Origin of the sequence: Cryobacterium serini, from assembly GCF_004404025.1 — a bacterium.
Lineage (GTDB): Bacteria > Actinomycetota > Actinomycetes > Actinomycetales > Microbacteriaceae > Cryobacterium > Cryobacterium serini.
In genome coordinates, this window is record NZ_SOHN01000007.1 from 57227 (window position 1) to 74065 (window position 16839).

General features: G+C 64.1%; 21 protein-coding genes. 7 read left to right on the forward strand and 14 right to left on the reverse strand.

Annotation, left to right across the window (positions count from 1 at the left end):
* Positions 1-33: 33 nt before the first annotated feature.
* Positions 34-1155, reverse strand: coding sequence for an aminotransferase class V-fold PLP-dependent enzyme (locus E3T51_RS02615; RefSeq protein ID WP_134527170.1), 1122 nt, complete (start codon positions 1153-1155; stop codon positions 34-36).
* A gap of 60 nt (positions 1156-1215) precedes the next feature.
* The gene (locus E3T51_RS02620; RefSeq protein WP_104193029.1) at positions 1216-2001 is read right to left on the reverse strand and encodes an isoprenyl transferase; all 786 of its coding nucleotides are present in this window, start codon (positions 1999-2001) and stop codon (positions 1216-1218) included.
* Positions 2002-2070: 69 nt separating this feature from the next.
* On the opposite strand from E3T51_RS02620, the gene trhA reads away from it, so the two are divergent.
* Positions 2071-2772, forward strand: coding sequence for a PAQR family membrane homeostasis protein TrhA (gene trhA, locus E3T51_RS02625; protein ID WP_134527173.1), 702 nt, complete (start codon positions 2071-2073; stop codon positions 2770-2772).
* A 14-nt stretch (positions 2773-2786) separates the two neighbouring features.
* On the opposite strand, the gene E3T51_RS02630 is transcribed toward trhA, so the two are convergent.
* Both E3T51_RS02630 and mca read right to left on the reverse strand, forming a co-directional pair.
* On the reverse strand, positions 2787-3047 hold the full coding sequence (locus E3T51_RS02630) for a hypothetical protein (RefSeq protein ID WP_241989134.1): 261 nt from the start codon (positions 3045-3047) through the stop codon (positions 2787-2789).
* Positions 3044-3889, reverse strand: a complete 846-nt coding sequence (gene mca, locus E3T51_RS02635; protein ID WP_134527179.1) for a mycothiol conjugate amidase Mca — start codon at positions 3887-3889, stop codon at positions 3044-3046. Before mca ends, E3T51_RS02630 begins: the two co-directional genes overlap by 4 nt.
* Positions 3890-3989: 100 nt before the next feature.
* On the opposite strand from mca, the gene E3T51_RS02640 reads away from it, so the two are divergent.
* Positions 3990-4478, forward strand: coding sequence for a DUF4307 domain-containing protein (locus E3T51_RS02640; protein ID WP_166806364.1), 489 nt, complete (start codon positions 3990-3992; stop codon positions 4476-4478).
* A 96-nt stretch (positions 4479-4574) separates the two neighbouring features.
* On the forward strand, positions 4575-5066 hold the full coding sequence (greA, locus tag E3T51_RS02645) for a transcription elongation factor GreA (protein ID WP_134527184.1): 492 nt from the start codon (positions 4575-4577) through the stop codon (positions 5064-5066).
* Positions 5067-5241: 175 nt separating this feature from the next.
* Here greA and ilvA read toward each other — a convergent pair whose 3' ends face one another.
* Positions 5242-6477 carry a threonine ammonia-lyase gene (gene ilvA, locus E3T51_RS02650; RefSeq protein ID WP_134527187.1) on the reverse strand — a complete coding sequence of 412 codons (1236 nt, stop codon included), beginning with the start codon at positions 6475-6477 and terminating at the stop codon, positions 5242-5244.
* A 3-nt stretch (positions 6478-6480) separates the two neighbouring features.
* Positions 6481-7890 carry an AI-2E family transporter gene (locus E3T51_RS02655; protein ID WP_241989135.1) on the reverse strand — a complete coding sequence of 470 codons (1410 nt, stop codon included), beginning with the start codon at positions 7888-7890 and terminating at the stop codon, positions 6481-6483.
* A gap of 103 nt (positions 7891-7993) precedes the next feature.
* Between E3T51_RS02655 and E3T51_RS02660 the strand changes: the two genes are divergently transcribed.
* The 4 genes from E3T51_RS02660 to E3T51_RS02675 all read left to right on the forward strand — a co-directional run bounded on the left by E3T51_RS02660 (position 7994) and on the right by E3T51_RS02675 (position 10924).
* Positions 7994-9199, forward strand: a complete 1206-nt coding sequence (locus E3T51_RS02660) for a winged helix-turn-helix domain-containing protein (protein ID WP_134527190.1) — start codon at positions 7994-7996, stop codon at positions 9197-9199.
* Positions 9200-9330: 131 nt separating this feature from the next.
* Positions 9331-9924: a molybdopterin-dependent oxidoreductase gene (locus E3T51_RS02665; protein ID WP_104193036.1), complete on the forward strand. Its 594-nt coding sequence runs from the start codon at positions 9331-9333 to the stop codon at positions 9922-9924.
* 53 nt (positions 9925-9977) lie between these two features.
* Positions 9978-10667 (forward strand): ferredoxin reductase, encoded by a 690-nt coding sequence (locus E3T51_RS02670; protein WP_241989136.1) that lies wholly within the window; start codon positions 9978-9980, stop codon positions 10665-10667.
* Positions 10667-10924, forward strand: coding sequence for a DUF6510 family protein (locus E3T51_RS02675; protein WP_104193037.1), 258 nt, complete (start codon positions 10667-10669; stop codon positions 10922-10924). The genes E3T51_RS02670 and E3T51_RS02675 overlap by 1 nt, the downstream gene beginning before the upstream one ends.
* Positions 10925-10979: 55 nt before the next feature.
* Here the strand turns inward: E3T51_RS02675 and E3T51_RS02680 are convergent, their stop codons facing one another.
* From E3T51_RS02680 to E3T51_RS02715, 8 genes are all read right to left on the reverse strand, one after another.
* Positions 10980-11864 carry a M48 family metalloprotease gene (locus E3T51_RS02680; protein ID WP_104193038.1) on the reverse strand — a complete coding sequence of 295 codons (885 nt, stop codon included), beginning with the start codon at positions 11862-11864 and terminating at the stop codon, positions 10980-10982.
* A gap of 12 nt (positions 11865-11876) precedes the next feature.
* Positions 11877-12443 (reverse strand): LemA family protein, encoded by a 567-nt coding sequence (locus E3T51_RS02685; protein WP_092108227.1) that lies wholly within the window; start codon positions 12441-12443, stop codon positions 11877-11879.
* A 184-nt stretch (positions 12444-12627) separates the two neighbouring features.
* Positions 12628-13203, reverse strand: coding sequence for an SOUL family heme-binding protein (locus tag E3T51_RS02690; RefSeq protein ID WP_134527193.1), 576 nt, complete (start codon positions 13201-13203; stop codon positions 12628-12630).
* Positions 13204-13509: 306 nt separating this feature from the next.
* Positions 13510-13707, reverse strand: a complete 198-nt coding sequence (locus E3T51_RS16930; RefSeq protein ID WP_198417833.1) for a VOC family protein — start codon at positions 13705-13707, stop codon at positions 13510-13512.
* A 4-nt stretch (positions 13708-13711) separates the two neighbouring features.
* Complete coding sequence (locus E3T51_RS02700; RefSeq protein ID WP_198417834.1) at positions 13712-14203, reverse strand: GNAT family N-acetyltransferase; 492 nt, start codon at positions 14201-14203, stop codon at positions 13712-13714.
* A 63-nt stretch (positions 14204-14266) separates the two neighbouring features.
* A complete protein-coding gene (locus E3T51_RS02705; RefSeq protein WP_134527199.1) occupies positions 14267-14734 on the reverse strand; it encodes a VOC family protein in 468 nt (155 codons plus the stop codon).
* Positions 14735-14833: 99 nt separating this feature from the next.
* Positions 14834-15121 carry a tautomerase family protein gene (locus tag E3T51_RS17485; protein ID WP_134527519.1) on the reverse strand — a complete coding sequence of 96 codons (288 nt, stop codon included), beginning with the start codon at positions 15119-15121 and terminating at the stop codon, positions 14834-14836.
* Between the two features lie 208 nt (positions 15122-15329).
* Positions 15330-16778, reverse strand: a complete 1449-nt coding sequence (locus E3T51_RS02715) for a glycoside hydrolase family 1 protein (protein ID WP_134527201.1) — start codon at positions 16776-16778, stop codon at positions 15330-15332.
* Between the last annotated feature and the right edge of the window lie 61 nt (positions 16779-16839).

The window sequence follows — 16839 nt, forward strand, 5'->3', positions numbered from 1 at the left end:
GAGGCAAATGGGTCGGTCTGTACCGCAGGAATGCTAGTACGTGGCGGTGAGGGCGTAAGCGGTGAGGGCCCCCCTCAGCATGGTGACCGTGTCAGGGGCGAGGGCCGCGTGAACGCTCAGCCGCACGGTGGTGCCGCGCGTGGTAGCGGTAATGCCGTGGTTGTGCAGGCTCGCCACGAGTGTGGTGAGCAGTTCCGCCGGCGGTTCGAGTACGACGATGCCCGCGCGCTCCCGGACATCGCGGGGCGAGACGAGGTCGATGACGAATTCGTCGACGAGTTCGATTATTTGCGAGGCGTTGTCATTCATGGCTGCCTGGATGACGTCGACGCCGACATCAGCGACCTGTTCCAACGCCGCCGCAAACCGTGCCTGCGCGATGGCGTCACCGTTGGTGACCCGAAATGCCCTGGCGCTGTGGCTGGGCGGGGTGACCTCGTCCCACGGTTCGGCGGTGTCGGTTCCGACATAGCCGGAATAAACCGGCACGAGGCGGTCGAGGGCCCGCTCACTCAGGGCCAGAAAACCGGTGCCCCAACCGGCCCGCGTCCATTTCTGGCCACCGGAAGCGACGACATCCGCTGCCTCCAAGGCTGCGTCAACGACACCGAAGCCCTGGATCGCATCAACAATGAGCAGGCGATCGCCGATGACCTGGCGGATACCGTCAAGGTCAGCGCGATAGCCCGTGCGGGAATCGACGAGACACACCGCGACAGCCGCGACGGCCGGGGTGAGCTGGTCACGGATTTGGCCGGGTGTGACGCGACCTCGTTCGGTCTCCAACCACAGCGGGGTGACCACGTGCAGGGTTTCAGCAGCGCGCACCGCCGCAAACGGCACGCTGGGAAAGTCGCCAGCCGACAGCAGCACGGAACCGGTCAAACCGAACATGGCCTGCATCAGGCCCGAGCTGGTGTTGGGCTGAAGCACAATCTGGTCTGGGGTGAAACCGGTGAGAGCGGATACCGCGGTGCGGGCACGCAAATCCTGCTCAGCCAGGTGGTCGAGGCTGCCGAACCGGGCACGGGACAGGACCTCGTTCTGGCCGAGGGTCTCCGCCATGACGACCTCCGAGAGCGGGCCGACCCGACCGAAGTCGAGGTAACCGGGCTCGTTGCGAAAGCCATCGGTGAAGTTCTGGAGCGAAGTCATACGGGTCCAATCGGTTGTCAAACAAATATTCCCCCTACTGATCACACCCCATGACCTCGACTAGCCGCCGAACCGCCGCTGGCGTCGGGAAAAATCGCGGAGGGCGCGCAGAAAATCGATCTGACGCAGGTCGGGTCCGAGAGCTTCGACGAAGTAGAACTCACTGTGCGCGCTTTGCCACAGCATGAAGTCGCTTAGCCGCTGCTCGCCCGAGGTGCGGATAACGAGGTCGGGGTCGGGCTGACCACCGGTGTAGAGGTGCTGGCCGATCAGCTCGGGCGTGAGGGTCTCCGCGAGGTCCTCCAGCGTGCCGCCGTGCGCGTGGTGGGTGGCGACGATGCTGCGCATGGCGTCGGTGATCTCCGTGCGCCCGCCATAGCCGACCGCGAGATTCACGTGTAGCCCTTTGTAGTCGCTGGTGCGGGCATCCGCCGCATCGAGCGCTGCGACGAGCGGAAGAGGCAGGCCGGCCTTGGACCCCATTTGCTGCACCCGCCAATTGCGATAGTGCGAGAGCTCTTCGGCCAGGTCCGCGATGATCTCGATCAGATCGGCGAGTTCATCAGCGGGCCGCTGGGTGAGGTTGTCGGAGGAAAGCAGGTACAGGGTGACGACCGAAATTTTGAGGTCGTCGCACCATTCCAAAAATTCGCGCATCTTTGCGGCCCCGGCTCGGTGCCCGTGCGCAGCCGTCTGAAACCCCAGTTGCCTGGCCCAGCGCCTGTTACCGTCGATGATCATGGCGACGTGATGGGGCAGGTGCTCCGGCGTGAGTCCGCGCCTCAGTCGGCGCTGATACAGCCTGTAGAGGAGGCCGCGCGCTGAGGGGACTTGGGGTTTCTGCACACAGTTACGCTAGTCCACTCCGTCGAGCGTTCGCGGCACGCCGGCCGCGCCCTGTCGTATCCTTGCAGCATGGCCACCGAGCACGATATCCCCAATCTGCCACTGATCGAGGCGGCTGACGACCATCCGGAGGACGTCAAACCGACCTGGCGCGGCTGGATTCACGCCGGAACTTTTCCGGTGACAATCGTGGCCGGCATCGTGCTGCTCGTGCTCGCCGAGGGGTCAGCTGCCAAGATCAGCTCTGCGGTGTTCGTGCTCAGCTCGATGCTGCTGTTTGGCAATTCGGCGCTGTATCACCGCTTCAACTGGCAGCCGCGCACCCGCATCCTGCTCAAGCGCATCGATCACGCCAACATCTTCCTGCTGATCGCCGGGTCATACACGCCGATCACCGTGCTCGCGCTGCCGCCGGAAAAAGCGACGCTCCTGCTCTGGCTGGTCTGGGGCGGCGCCGGGCTTGGCATCATCTTTCGCGTGTTCTGGATCCACGCTCCGCGCTGGCTGTACGTACCGCTTTACCTGGTGCTCGGCTACGGCGCGCTGTTGTTCATCGTGGACTTCTTTCAGGCCAACGCCCCCATGATGACGCTCATTCTGATCGGCGGACTCTGCTACACGGTCGGCGCGGTCGTCTACGGGCTGAAGAAGCCCAACCCGGTGCCGGGCGTGTTCGGTTTCCACGAGATTTTCCACACCCTGACGGTCGTGGCGTTCCTGTGTCATTTTGCGGCGATACTGCTGATCGCCACGCATCCGCTCTACCCGTAGCGGGCGGCGCGCGACTACTCGCGCTTGTCGTCTTTCGGTGCGTCCGGGTCGGCGTCGCGCGCCGCCAGTTCGGCGTCGAGTCGTTCCTTGATCTCCGCACGGTAGGTGGTGCGACGGATGCGCCGAACCACGTCGAGGCACAGCAGCACGGTCGCCACCGCGACGAAGAAAATAGCCAAAAACCCGACGACACCCGGGGTGACCGTGTTCGGGTCGAAGTCGGGGTCCGGCGTCGGGGTGACGGCAAGCACGACGGAGATCAAGGAGGTCATCATGCATCCTCGATTCCGGCGAAGAGATCTGATTCGGGCATGGCGATGTCTACTTTCGATTCGACGAGTTGGAAGTCTTCGTATGGCCAGGCCTCGCGTACCAGATCATTGGGCCAGAAAAAGAAGCTGCTGTCTGGCGAGACCTGGCTTGCGTGCGAGCGCAGGGCTGCATCGCGTACGTCGAGAAAATCTCCGGCCGGAACGTGGGTGGTGGCGAGCTTGGGATAATTCTCCATGCGCTCCCGCGCCGCCTGGAGGGGTTCCAGAAGCGGAGAATCGGGCTCGGCCACGCTGAGTGCGAGGTACATCGCATCGATGCGCTCGAGGTTGAAGATGCGGTCGTAGTAGAGCTTGTCGATCTGCCAGGGCGCTCCCGAACTCGGGTACCGGTCGGGGTCGGCGGCCGCGCGAAATGCTTCGAGGGAGACTTCATGACAGCGGATGTGATCTGGGTGCGGGTAGCCGCCGTTTTCGTCATAGGTGATCAGCACCTGGGGGCGAAACTCACGCACGAGAGTGACGAGGGGTTCGGCCGAATACTCCAGTGGAATGTCGGCGAAGGAGTTCGGCGGCACAGACTCATCCTCGTTCATGCCGGAATCTTCGAAGCCAAGCCAGCGGTGCTGCACGCCGAGCGCCTGCTGGGCGCCCTGCATCTCCAGGCGACGCAGTCCGGATATGTCCCGTTCGGCCATCGCATGGCCGTCCATCGCGGGGTTCAGAATGCTGCCGCGTTCGCCACCGGTGCAACTCACAATGAGCACCTCAGCGCCGAGGCTGCGGTAGTAGGCGTACGTAGCCGCGCCCTTGCTCGACTCATCGTCGGGATGGGCATGCACAGCCATCAATCGCAGCGTCACCATACTCCTCAGGAATGCCAGATAACCTTAGGCCAGATAACCTAGAGACCAGCCTAATCGCTCCATGGAAAGTGTGAAATCACCAGTGCCCGTAAACAGCACGCCCACCGGAGTCCAGGCGAGCCGCGGGCCCGATCGTCTCGACGAATCGGAGGTCTCGGCGGCCCCAGCGCCGATCGAGAGCCCCGTGATCCAATCACGCTACGGTCGCACGCCCGCGCGCAAGCGACGGGACCGCCGAACCCTCTGGGGACTGGGCGGCATTTTTGTGCTGGTGCTGGGGGCGTGGGTGCTGTGGACCGGTCTGGACGGGGCATCCACTCAAATCGAAGCCCGCGATATCGGCCACACCATTATCGACGAGCACAGTGTCAGCGTGACTTTCGAGGTGGCACTGCCGGTGAATCGTACAGCGAGTTGCGCGGTGCAGGCGCTCAACGAAAGCTATTCCGTAGTCGGCTGGAAGATCATCGATCTGCCGCCATCGACGCTGTACAACCGGTCCTTCACCGAGGTTCTGCGCACCACCGACCTCAGTAACACGGGTTTGATTTACCAGTGCTGGCTGACCTAAACTGACGTATTCGCCTCGGCAATCGTCGGGGTTTCGGCTCTATTCGCGCAGCCTCACCGGCCTTTCTGCGCTCGAGCGTCAAAAAGGAGATCACTCGTGACTACAGACACAACGGTCACTTGGCTAACTCAGGAGGCCCACGACCGCCTCGCAGCGGAACTGGCGACACTGAGTAACTTCGGTCGGGGCGATATTGCGAAGAAGATCGAGTCCGCCCGGGAAGAAGGCGACCTCAAGGAGAACGCCGGCTATCACGCGGCGAAAGAAGAGCAGGGCAAGATGGAGGCGCGCATCCGCACTCTCACCGTGCTGCTGCGCACCGCCGAGGTCGGCCATGCTCCCGAGAGCAACGGCGTCGTCGTTCCCGGCACCGTTATCACCGCCATCATTGCTGGCGACGAGAGCCGTTTTCTAATCGGGAGCCGCGAGATCGGCGCCAACAGCGACCTCGATGTGTTCAGCGAGCAGAGCCCGCTCGGCGCAGCCATCATCGGACTCAAGGTTGGCGCGAAGACGAGCTACACAACACCGAACGGCAAGGAAATTTCCGTCCACATCTCCAACGTGGAAACCTTCACCGGAGCCTGACCCGTACCCGGTCGTCGACCTGCACCCGTACCCGGTTACAGGCCCCCGGACCGCAACTCCTGCAATCCGCAGCCGCGGCAGAAAAGTTCCCCGGAATTCCGGGCATCCGTTTGCGAACTATCTCGAATTGCAGGAGTTATGCGCCAACCGGTGGCGCGCGCCGGTACGTGGGCGGTTAGTCGATCTGCGGGTCGTAGCCGGCTGCCCGCAGGGTGTCGACGACGTGCTGGCGGTGCTCGGGCCCCCGGGTCTCGACACTGACATCGAGTTCGACCTCGCTGATCCGCAGTCCAGCCCCGTGCCGCGTGTGCAGCACCTCGATGACGTTAGCGGTGGCCTCGGCGAGCAATTCTGAGATGCGGGCCAGCTGGCCCGGGCGGTCCGGCAGCATGATGCGCAGCGTGAGGTAACGTCCCGACGCCGCGAGACCGTGGCTAATCACGCGCTGCATGAGCAGCGGGTCGATATTGCCCCCCGAGAGGATGGCTACTGTTGGCCCGGTCGGAGTGACCTTGCCGGCCAGGATGGCGGCGACCGCCACTGCTCCGGCGGGTTCAACGACGAGTTTGGCGCGTTCGAGCAGCACGAGCAGCGCCCGCGCGGTGTCGTCTTCGCTCACGGTGACGATCTCGTCGACGGCGTCGCGCACAATCTCGAAGTTGAGCAGTCCCGGCATGGCAACGGCGATACCGTCAGCGATGGTCGGCAGGATGCTGATCATCGTGGCCTCTCCGGCCTCGAGGGAGGGCGGGTAGGCGGCGGCGTTCTCCGCCTGTACTCCGATCACGCGGATGCGGCGCCCGTCCCGCGCAGCACGCTGTTTGAGCGCGCTGGCCACACCGGAGATCAGTCCGCCGCCCCCGATGGGAACGATGACCGTTTCAAGATCCGGAACCTGATCGAGGATTTCCAGGCCCAGCGTGCCCTGACCGGTGACGACATCCGCGTGATCGAACGGCGGAATGAGGATGGCGCCGGTTTCGCGGGCATATTCGGCCGCGGCGAGCAAAGGTTCGGTGACCGTTGTACCGCGCAGGATGACCTCGGCGCCGTAGTCGCGGGTGGCTGAGAGCTTGGGCAGTGCAACGCCGACCGGCATGAAGATGGTGGCCTTGATGCCCAACTCGCGGGCGGCGAAGGCCACTCCCTGGGCGTGATTGCCCGCCGAGGCCGCAACAACGCCGCGAGCCTTCTCCTCATCGGTCAGTTTTGAGAGTCGGTTGTAGGCGCCGCGAATTTTGTACGAACCGGTACGCTGCAGGTTCTCACACTTGAGGTAGACCGGCGCTCCCAACACGTCCGCGAGGTAGCGCGAGCTCTCCATGGGGGTCACATCGGCGACCCGGGCGACAACCGCGCGTGCGGCCTCGAATTCCGCGAGGGTGGGTGCGAGAAGGGTGGTCTCTGGCATGTCTTAGTTCTCCGAACTATCGTGCTGGGCGTCAGGCGCGCTGGACCCTGAGGGCGTGCTGCGGGCGGATCCGCCACGAGGGGTACGGATGCTGCGGGGACGCACCCGGGCCGTACGGGCTGGCGCAGGGCCGGAACGGTAGCCCGGTCGGCTTTGCGGTACGGTCTGCCACAGCACCGAACCCCTCGACGGCATCGTCGCCGGCGGACTCGAGCGCCAGCGGCCGCCAGCGATGTAGCTGGTCATCGCGTTCAACACGGCGGCAACGGGCACGGCGAACAGGGCTCCGGGAATTCCAGCGAGCAGGGCTCCAGCTGCGACCACCAGTACGACGGCCAGCGGATGCACTTTGACGGCTGTTCCCATGATCAGCGGCTGCAGAACGTGCCCTTCGACCTGCTGCACGAGCAGTACGACGCCGAGCATGGCGAGGGCGACGGCCCAGTTATTGAAGATCAGGGCGATAATAATGGCGACGGAACCGGTGGCGACGGCACCGACAATGGGAATGAACGAGCCAAGAAACACCAAAATGCCGATTGGTATGGCCATCGGCACCCCGAGCAGGGCGGCGCCGAGACCTATGCCGACCGCGTCGATGGAGGCGACCAGTATCTGTACTCGGGCGAAGTTGCCGAGCGTGGTCCAACCGGCGATGCCGGCGCCGTCGACAGCAGCGCGGGCGCGCAGGGGGAAGAATCGTACGATCCAGCCCCAGATCGCTTTGCCGTCGATGAGGATGAACAGCAAGCTGAACAACGCGAGCAACAGCCCGGTGAGCAGGTGCCCGAGGGTGGTTCCCACCGAGAGGGCACCACTGATGAACACGGCGCTGTCATTCTGGATCGCGGTCCAGGCCTGCTTCAGGTAGTCGGTGATCTCGGCATCCGACAATTGCAGGGGAGACGCAGCGAGCACCGATTTGAGACTGTCAAAACTCGCGGCGAGGCGATCGCTCAAACCGACAGTACCCTCGGCTATTTGAGTGGATGCCAGCGTGACAAGTCCGGCGACAAGCACCAGCGTACCCAGCATCGCGACGGCGACGGCGAGGCCCTTCGGCCAGCGGTGCCGTACCAGAAAGGCTACGAAGGGAATCAGCAGGGCCGACACGAGTACGGCAACGAGCAGGGGAATGACTATGAGGCGCAGCTGAATGATGAGAAAGATCAAAATGGCAATGGCCGCGGCGATCACAATCAGCCGCCACGACCAGGCTCCAGCCAAGCGGATGCCGGCCGGCAGGTTCTCATCGACGCCATTGAGGGCAGGCGTCGCGGCTACCAGCTCGACCGGCGCAGCGACAAGCTCGGATCCAGACTGATCAGAACGCTCCTGCGCGCCAACGGCTGAACGTCGGCGCCGCAGCCGCAGCTGGGCCCGCGTGCCTGGATTGCCCGTCGATTCGCTCACCCGCTCATTCTAGATCGGCCCGGCCAATCGCACAGGTTGCGGCGCAGGACGGGAAGCAGGAGAGAGAACCGGGTGTTTCACCGCGACCGCTAGAATCAAGGCAATGCCAGAGACCATCTCCCCTGCGTTGGCGCGCCGTATCGCATTGGCCGCGCAGGGGTTCGGTTCGCGCACCGATACGGCGGTCGGCATCCGTCAGCTCACCGGCCTCGTCAACCGGCTTGAGCTGTTGCAGATCGATTCGGTCAATGTCTTCGAACGCAGCCATTACATGCCGGCATTCAGTCGGCTCGGTGCCTACGACAAGGCTCAGCTCGACCGTTTGACCACCGGGCGCGAGGCTCGCTTCACAGAGTATTGGGCGCACGAGGCATCGTTTCTGCCGGTCGAGGTGTGGCCGCTGTTCCACTGGCGGATGCAGCATTTTCGTGACCGCTCGGCGCACAACACAGACGATTGGTCGCACGCCAACCGTCCGATGCTCGATTGGCTTTTGGCCGAGCTTGCCGCCAACGGGCCGTTGCCGGCGAGTGCGATCGAGCACGATGCCAATAGACGCAGTGGCCCGTGGTGGGGCTGGTCCGACGTGAAGACCGGACTGGAGACGTTGTTCCGCTGGGGCGACGTGGTCAGTGCCGGACGCATCCGCTTTGAGCGGGTCTACGCCCTGCCCGAGCAGGTCTTCTCCCCCGACCTGCTCGGCCGAAGCATTTCGAGAGCGGATGCCCACCGCGAGTTGGTCAGCCGATCGGCCCGCGCCCACGGCATCGGCACGATGAAAGACTTCGCCGATTACTTTCGGCTGAAGTCGGCGCCGACCCTGGTCGCGATCCGCGATCTCGAAGAGTCCGGCGAGTTAATCCCGGTCGAGGTGGCCGGCTGGGGACAGAGGGGCACTCCGGGGGCGGCCTGGATACACCAGGGCGCCCGCCTGCCGCGCAGCATGGACGCGCAGACGGTATTGTCACCGTTCGACCCGGTGGTCTGGGAACGGGCCCGTGCCCTGCGCCTGTTCAATTTTCACTATCGCATCGAGATTTACACGCCGGAGCCCAAGCGCGTGTTCGGCTACTACTCACTGCCGGTTCTGCTCGGCGATACGGTGGTCGGCCGGGTAGACCTCAAGAACGACCGGCAGGCTGGCGTGCTGCGGGTGCAATCAGCCTGGGCCGAACCCGCGTCACCAGCGGATGCCGCCGCTCGGCTCGCACTCGTACTGCGGGAGGCCGCCGCCTGGCAGGGGCTCGACGAGATCGTCGTGGTGCCGCGCGGCAACCTCGCGGCGGGGCTCGCCGCGGAGCTGGACTAGGCACCTTTTCGTTTCCGCCGAAGGCCAGTGCAGGTCGATGGCCAGCGTCAATCGGTGCAGTTGGCGACGGCTCGCGGAACACGATTTCGGGCGCATTCTGCTATTCTCGACAGGAACCGAAGGAGCATCCCGTGGCAGTCATTTCTCGTGGCTTCGTCGGTCGCGGTGGCGAAGTAAACCCCGATCTTCCGGCCGGTCAGTACCTGACCGCCGACTTCCCGGTGCTGTCCTCCGGGCCTACTCCCCACATCGACACCGTCGACTGGCAGTTCAGCATCCGCACGGACTCGGACACCCTGCACACCTGGAACTGGGAGGAGTTGCACGCGCTGCCGGTTGAGGATATCAACACCGACATCCATTGCGTGACTCGCTGGTCCAAGCTCGGCACGAGCTGGCGGGGCGTCTCTCTCGACACCCTGTTCGCGACCGTGAAAACGACCGATGAATACGTGATGGCACGTTCCTACGGTGGCTACACAACCAATGTTCCGCTGGCCGATCTGCTGGGTGGTCAGGCCTGGATTGCCCTTGAGTTCGACGGTGCCAAGCTCGATCCGGAGCACGGTGGTCCGGCGAGACTGCTCATCCCCCACCTGTATTTCTGGAAGAGTGCCAAATGGATTCACGGCCTCGAGATGCAGAGCCAGGATGAACCCGGGTTCTGGGAGCAGAACGGCTATAACATGTATGGCGATCCCTGGCTCGAACAGCGCTATTGGTGACGGGCACGAGTGAGGCCAGGGACGGCCGCATCGGTAACTGGAAGGTGGGCGTCGTGACCTCGATCCGGCGAGAGAGCGCGTCCGGCCGCAGCATCACCATCGACGTTCCGGGGTGGGGTGACAACATCGCGGGTCAGCACACCGACGTGCGGCTGACGGCCGCGAATGGCTACACCGCGGTTCGATCGTATTCGGTCGCTTCGGCCGGTGCCGGTGACCGCATCGAGCTCGCGGTCGATCGCCTGCCCACCGGTGAGGTGTCGCCCTACCTGGTCGACACGCTCCGCGAGGGCGACGAACTCGAGCTGCGCGGCCCCCTGGGTGGCTGGTTTGTTTGGACGCCGCAACAGACCGAGAGCGTGCAGCTCATCGGCGGCGGCTCGGGGATCGTTCCCCTGATGGCGATGATCCGCTCGCACGAGGCATCCGGCAGTACGGCCCCGTTCCGACTGCTCTACTCGGTGCGCACGCCGCTAGATGCATTCTTCCGCGCTGAACTCGAGTCCCCCTCTGCCAACCTCGAGGTGACCTGGATCTTCACTCGCGGTGCGCCGAGCGGATGGTCCCGGCCGGCTGGACGCATCACTGCCGCAGACCTGGAGGCTCATGGCTTTCCGGCCGCTCTATCACCGACGGTGTTCGTGTGCGGGCCGACCGGATTCGTCGAGACCGTCGCGAGCGCCCTCGTCGCCCTCGGGCATGAACCGAACCGCGTCAAGACCGAACGGTTCGGAGGCGCGTAGTGACCGAGCACGTCGACGGGAACGCCCTCGCGGGCCCGCTGTCTGACCTGTTCACGTTCGACCCGACCACGGCATCTGCTCGCTGTGCCGGATGCGGTGACGTCTCGGTTCTCGCGCGTGCGATGGTCTACGGCGAACCCGACACTTTCGTCGTTCGCTGCGCCCACTGCGACGACGTGCTCATGACCATCGTGCAGACACGCGATCGGTTCTGCATCGAGCTGCGTGGCATGACCTGGCTGAAAATCCCGCGCTAGCGTTTTGGGCTACGCCGCACGTGGTCACGCTGCGTTACGGGCAGCGGCAGCGGGCTCAGAACTTGCGGCCCATGGCCGTGAGGCGCTCGATGCGCTCTTCGATCGGCGGGTGCGTCGCGAACAGTTTGCCCATGGCGCCCTTCTTCAGCGGGTCGGAGATCCAGAGGTGCGCCATCGAGCTGTTCTGCTTCTGCATCGGGCGACCGTACTGGCCGAGTTTAGCCAGAGCCGAGGCGAGGGCGTCCGGGTGCCGCGTCGTCAACGCGCTCGTGGCATCCGCCAGGTATTCGCGCTGGCGGGAGATGGCGAGCTGCACCACGGTCGCGATGAGTGGAGCCACGATCATGGCGACGAGGCCGAACACCATGACGACGGGGTTGCCATTGCTGTTGTTGCTGCGGCCGAAAAACGCCATGCGCAGGAACATATCGGAGATGAACCCAATCGCCACAACGAGGCCGAACACGACCATTGACACTCGAATGTCGTAGTTGCGCACGTGGCCGATCTCGTGGGCCATGACGCCCTCGAGTTCGGAATCGTCCATGATGTCGAGCAGTCCGGTGGTCGCGGCGACGATCGCGTGTTTCGGGTCGCGGCCAGTGGCGAACGCGTTCGGTGCCGGGTCGTTGATGATGTAAACCTCGGGCATCGGGGTGCCGGTCGTGATCGACAGGTTCTCGACGATGCGCCACAGCCTGGGGTGATCGGACTGGCTGTTGACCCTGATGCCGCCACTCATGGAGATGGCCTGGCGACCCGCTGCGTAGTACTGGATGATGACGTACAGGGCGGTGATGACGACAGTGGCAATGAGAATGCCGTACCCGCCACTGCCGTAGACAGCGTTGGCCAGCCAGCCGAGCCCGGCGATGATCACGAAGAAGAGGATCATGATAAAAACAGTGTTGCGTTTGTTTTTCGCTATCGCGCTGTACATCGAAGCGCTCCCTTAGAACTGCACGCGAGGCGGCTCCGCAATCGCTGCGGAATCGGCCACCTCGAAGAATTCGCGTTCGGTGAAGCCGAGGTTGACGGCGAACAGGTGGTTCGGGAACACCTTGATCTTGGTGTTCATCTCACGCACGCCACCGTTGTAGAACCGGCGAGCGGCCTGGATCTTGTCCTCGGTGTCGACGATCGCGCCCTGCAGTTGCAGGTAGTTCTGGCTGGCCTGCAGTTGCGGGTATGCCTCGGCGACAGCGAAGATACTCTTCAGCGCGGTCTGCATGTGGTTCTCAGCAGCGGATGCGTCGGCCGGGCCCTGGGCAGACAGCGTCTCGGCACGGGCCTTGGTCACGTTCTCAAACACGCTCTTCTCGTGCGCCGCGTAGCCCTTGACTGTTTCGATCAGGTTGGGCAGCAGGTCGGCACGACGCTTGAGCATCACCGTGATGTCGCTCCAAGCTTCGTCAACGCGCACGTTGAGCGTTACGAGGGAGTTGTAGGTCGACCAGAGGTAGATACCCACGATGGCAACGAGTGCGACAACGATCAAAACCGGGATGAGCCATTCCATGGCAGCGTCTCCTTGCAAATTGGCACGATGTGTACGTTGGCACGGAGACATGAACTGGCCAAACGACCCCCCGTGCGTACTTCCTCATACTATCCGCGACCCCGGAGGCTCCCACCCGCTTCCCATGACACTCCAAGCAAGCTCAGGGCGCGCAGGGATCCTGCGACAGCGGGTCGAGCGCTGGTCAGCCGGGCTCTTCGACGTCGAGCAGTACCTCGTTGCGGCGCAGAAACCACGGCTTGAACGGCGGGTCGAATCGTGCGAGTCTCGGTGACCCCAAGACGCTGAACCCGGCAACGGCGAGCGCCCCACGCAACTGGTCAAGATGTTGTTCATATCGAGTCTGACTCCAGCGTCCGCTGAAGCGAAGGGCACCGGCCAGGCTTGCGGGTACCGTGCGCAGGTGCACGGTGGGGTCCGTGGGCTGCGGGGCTGTTTCGATCGTCAGGTCTTTGGGGAGCACGAAAGCAACCCGGAATTGTTCACCGGCTGCGGCATCCTTCACGCCCTCCTGCAGCACTGGCGCGGTCATCGGGATCTTTTCTGCGGCATCCGTTTGCACCACCGGCGCCGTCATGGTGACTTTCTGCAGGGAGCGGTTGGCCCCGGAGATGTACGCGAACAGGTAGCGGAAGGCCCGATTACCAGCGTCCTTGAATGGGCCATCGATGGTGACCTCGGCCACGAGATGCGCTGGGTATCGGCGCAATTCGAAATTGTCGTAGCTTTTGACGACTTGGTAGGGCTGCTGCTCGGTCATGCACCGAAGCTAGTGCAGGTGGCTGGGTTCTCGCTCCCAGCTGTGGCCTCACCGCTCGACGCGCTACCGGGATGACGTGCGTCGGCCTACCGAGGCCTGGAAACGGATCAGGTATCCATCCGGGTCCTGTACGAGAAATTGAGCGACACCAGACTCGGCATCGCCCGTTCGGTACCATGTCGTCTCTGGCTCCATGACGAGCGGCCAGCTGGCCCCACGAAAGGCACTCACCAGCGGATCAATCGATGCCACAGAGATCTGCAAGTTGATTCCACGGCGGAAGGGACGCTCCAGCGCCCCCGGAAGCTAGTTTCGGCCCACTGCCCGCTGCTCGATCATGACATGGGCCGCGCCTCGCGCGATGTAGGCAAACCCCTCGTCGGGGCGGTCGTACTGCACCTCGAAACCGCTGAGGCCGCACCAGAAATCCAAACTCTTCACCAGCGATGTGACCAGAAGCTCCGGCACAAGGGCAGGTTCCGGTGCGCTGTGCACGTTGGTCATAAATTCAACACAACTCTTTGCGGAACCAGTGATTCGCGTACGGGTCGGTGTTGTGCGCTTCACCCTCGATGAAACCGAGGGAGGCATAGAGGCTGCGCGCCTCGACGAGGTCGGTACGCGTGTCTAACCGCAGAGCCGTCAGTCCCAACGCGCGGGATTCACTTTCCAGATTCTGCATGAGGAGCCGACCTACGCCCTGGCCTCGGGCAGCTGGTTCGACAAAGACTCTGGTCACCTCGCCGATATCGCCCAGGCGAATCCGCATTCCGGCACAGCCGAGCACGGCGCTCCCCTGGCGGGCCAGCAACAGAATTCCAGCAGGCGGGACGAGGTCGTCGCTTGGATACCCGGCCTGGGCGGCGATAATTTCCTGTTGGATCGCAGCGCGTCCGTGGTAACGACTCACGATGTCGTCGTAGTACCGAAGTGACACCTTCTCTGCTTCAGCGGATGCCGGCGCCGCGGCAGACACGAGGATCGGCAGCGCTGGCATCATGCGACCCACACTACTGGTCGCCCAGCGAGGCGACCGGTGCACGGGCCAGGGATCGCGGCGCCCTCACCGCGAGTCTGCGGTACCGAATCCGGCCCGCTGGGTACGTTCCGGTACGCTCTCAAGCTCTTGGAACACCGTTATCTGCAAACCAGCCGGCGCGTCGAGCCGCGAGTTGAGGGACTTCCACGGCGTCTCGCGCGGCTCGCCTATGATGGACGCCCCTGCTGCTTCCAATCGGGTCGTGACCCCACGCGCGTCAGATACCTCGAATGCGAGGCGAATGCCGGGGCCCTGTCGCTCGCCGGTTTCGACCTCGTCGATCATGCGCTTCTGCGCCGGATTTGAAATCTCCAGGGTCGCTCGACCGGCGTCCAGAATCGAAACACGGGCATTACCGTCTCCCTCGAACGCGGCCTGTTCGGGCAGCCCGAGGGCGTCACGGTAAAACGCAACGGCCGCATCAAAGTCATCGGCTTCAACGATGACGCGGAGCTGCAGTACCGCAGCTGGATCGTTCGTATGTGTGTTCATGATCGCTACAGTAAGGCCTGACATCAATGTGAGGGGCAAGCTTTCGATGCGAATTGGCGAACTCGCTGCACTGACCGGAGCAAGCGCGAGCTCTCTTCGTCAGACCTCCACGGCATAGTTCAACAGCAGTTCATCGGCGGGCACTCCGAGAATTCCCCAGTTCGCACGAGGCGTCTCGGTAATCGTGATTTCCAGATCGTTCGGCGTGACGCCGATATTCGCGACATTACTGATGAGTTGCCGGATGAAGTCCTTCTTAGTAGCCGCCGAGCGGCCCTCGAAGATGCTGACCGCGACGATGGTGTAATCAATCGACCGATCGGAGGGCGTGATGAATTGCTCCGGATCCAGGGTGCTGAACCGGTGAAATCGCTTCTCCGCTGGCAGGGGACGCCTCCTACGTCGGCGGGGAGTTGCTGATCATCGGCGCCTGGATCGTGGGGGCCGTGGTGCTCGGCTCGGTGACGCTGCAGCGGCACACGCCCTAGCTGCGTGCCTGTACGTAAAACCGGTAAATTTGCGACACGCCGAGCTCTTCGACCCCGGTGCGCGGCATGTCGTGAAATTTACCGGCATTAGGTACCGCCAGCTCGAGCTACCGATTGGCCAGGGCATGCTGGAGCCAGCGGTAGCTCAGCTTGGGGGTGCGGGTGCGGCGGTCGTTAGCGAAGTCAACGTGCACGAGGCCGGTGGGTTGGGTGTAGCCGGAGTCCCACTCGAACGCGTCGAGCAAGGACCAGAAGGCGATGCCGGCGAGGTCGATGGGCGCGGCGGCGTCGAGAGCGGCGAGGAGGTGCTCGGCCAGGTAGTCGACGCGGGCCGTGTCGTTCACGTTGTGACGGGCATCCGCTTGGTCGGCGAAGGCGCCGCCGGCCAGCGAGAGGTAGACCGGCGGGAGGTCGGGGTAACGCTCGGCCAGTTCGGCGAGCAACACGGCCACGTACTCGGGGGCGTTGACGGCGCCGGCTGAGGTGGTGGGGTGTTCTCGAAACGGCTCGAGGTGGAACGGCCACGACGTGGTAGGGATCGGCTGGCCGTCGCGAGCTTTCAGCACCGTCGGGCCGGCGGCGACGCGGGCGGGTTCGGTGTAGCTGACCCCGTAGAAGTCCAGCGGCTGATGGATCGTGCGCAGGTCGTCGGGGTCGGCCTCGAGCAGGGTTCGTAGTTCGACCGCGAACGGTTCCAGCGGGTCGGGGTAGTGGCCGAGCAGCACGGGGTCGGCGAACAGGCGGTTCGTCAGCAAGTCGTAGAGCGCGGCGTAAGAGCGGTCCTGGTCTCGGTCTGTTGCAGACTGCACCGGCGTGTGGGAGTTGACCAGGCCGATGCGCCCGCGCACGTCGGCGGCGCGCAGGGCCTGCACGGCGAGTCCATGCCCGAGCAGCTGGTGGTGCGCGGTCGGCAACGCGTCGAAGAGCAGGGCGCGGCCGGGCGCGTGGGTACCCAGCGCGTAGCCCTTCATGGTGAGCGTGGCCGGCTCGGCGAGGGTGACCCAGGCGTCGATGCGGTCGCCGAACGCCACCGCCACCGCGTGGGCATAGTCGGCAAACCGACCAGCGGTGTCGCGGTTCAGCCAGCCGCCGCGCAGGGCTGCTGGCAGGTCAAAGTGCGAGAGCGTGGCGGTCGAACGGATGCCGTCGGCCAGCAACGCGTCGAGCAAACGGTCGTAGAACGCGAGTCCGTTCCGGTTGAGGGCGCCACGGCCGTCCGGCTGCAGCCGGGTCCAGGCGAAGGAGAACGCGTAGCTATCGACGCCGAGGTCGCGCAACAGGTCGGTGTCAGCGGCGTAGTTCTTCACGTGGTCGGCCGAGACGGAGGCATTCGAACCGTCGCGGATGCGCCCAGAAACCTGGCTGAAGGCGTCCCAGGCACTGTCACCGCGACCACCATCACGGGCGGCACCCTCGATCTGAAAGGCTGAGGTCGCCACGGCGACCTCGAACCCGGTCGGTAGGCGATCGCCGAGCTCGCCGGCACGGTGTTCCCAGTCGCGGGCGGCGACAGCGCGATTTGATGAGGCGGCCGGGGTACTGGGCGTGGGATTCATGGGCGAAGACTCTTTTCGGCGGGTGATGCGGGGCATCCGCTTCGTATTAAAGGGTGTCACG

Excerpts from the sequence above, each read along its gene's own strand:
- E3T51_RS16930 (WP_198417833.1), bottom strand. The coding sequence starts at position 13,707 with ATGACCAACGTGCACAGCGCACCGGAACCTGCCCTTGTGCCGGAGCTT.
- E3T51_RS02705 (WP_134527199.1), bottom strand. The coding sequence starts at position 14,734 with ATGAACACACATACGAACGATCCAGCTGCGGTACTGCAGCTCCGCGTC.
- E3T51_RS02660 (WP_134527190.1), top strand. The coding sequence starts at position 7,994 with ATGCCAGAGACCATCTCCCCTGCGTTGGCGCGCCGTATCGCATTGGCC.
- E3T51_RS02630 (WP_241989134.1), bottom strand. The coding sequence starts at position 3,047 with ATGATGACCTCCTTGATCTCCGTCGTGCTTGCCGTCACCCCGACGCCG.
- E3T51_RS02715 (WP_134527201.1), bottom strand. The coding sequence starts at position 16,778 with ATGAATCCCACGCCCAGTACCCCGGCCGCCTCATCAAATCGCGCTGTC.
- E3T51_RS02680 (WP_104193038.1), bottom strand. The coding sequence starts at position 11,864 with ATGTACAGCGCGATAGCGAAAAACAAACGCAACACTGTTTTTATCATG.
- E3T51_RS02690 (WP_134527193.1), bottom strand. The coding sequence starts at position 13,203 with ATGACCGAGCAGCAGCCCTACCAAGTCGTCAAAAGCTACGACAATTTC.
- E3T51_RS02685 (WP_092108227.1), bottom strand. The coding sequence starts at position 12,443 with ATGGAATGGCTCATCCCGGTTTTGATCGTTGTCGCACTCGTTGCCATC.
- E3T51_RS02615 (WP_134527170.1), bottom strand. The coding sequence starts at position 1,155 with ATGACTTCGCTCCAGAACTTCACCGATGGCTTTCGCAACGAGCCCGGT.
- E3T51_RS02700 (WP_198417834.1), bottom strand. The coding sequence starts at position 14,203 with ATGATGCCAGCGCTGCCGATCCTCGTGTCTGCCGCGGCGCCGGCATCC.
- mca (WP_134527179.1), bottom strand. The coding sequence starts at position 3,889 with ATGGCTGTGCATGCCCATCCCGACGATGAGTCGAGCAAGGGCGCGGCT.
- ilvA (WP_134527187.1), bottom strand. The coding sequence starts at position 6,477 with ATGCCAGAGACCACCCTTCTCGCACCCACCCTCGCGGAATTCGAGGCC.
- trhA (WP_134527173.1), top strand. The coding sequence starts at position 2,071 with ATGGCCACCGAGCACGATATCCCCAATCTGCCACTGATCGAGGCGGCT.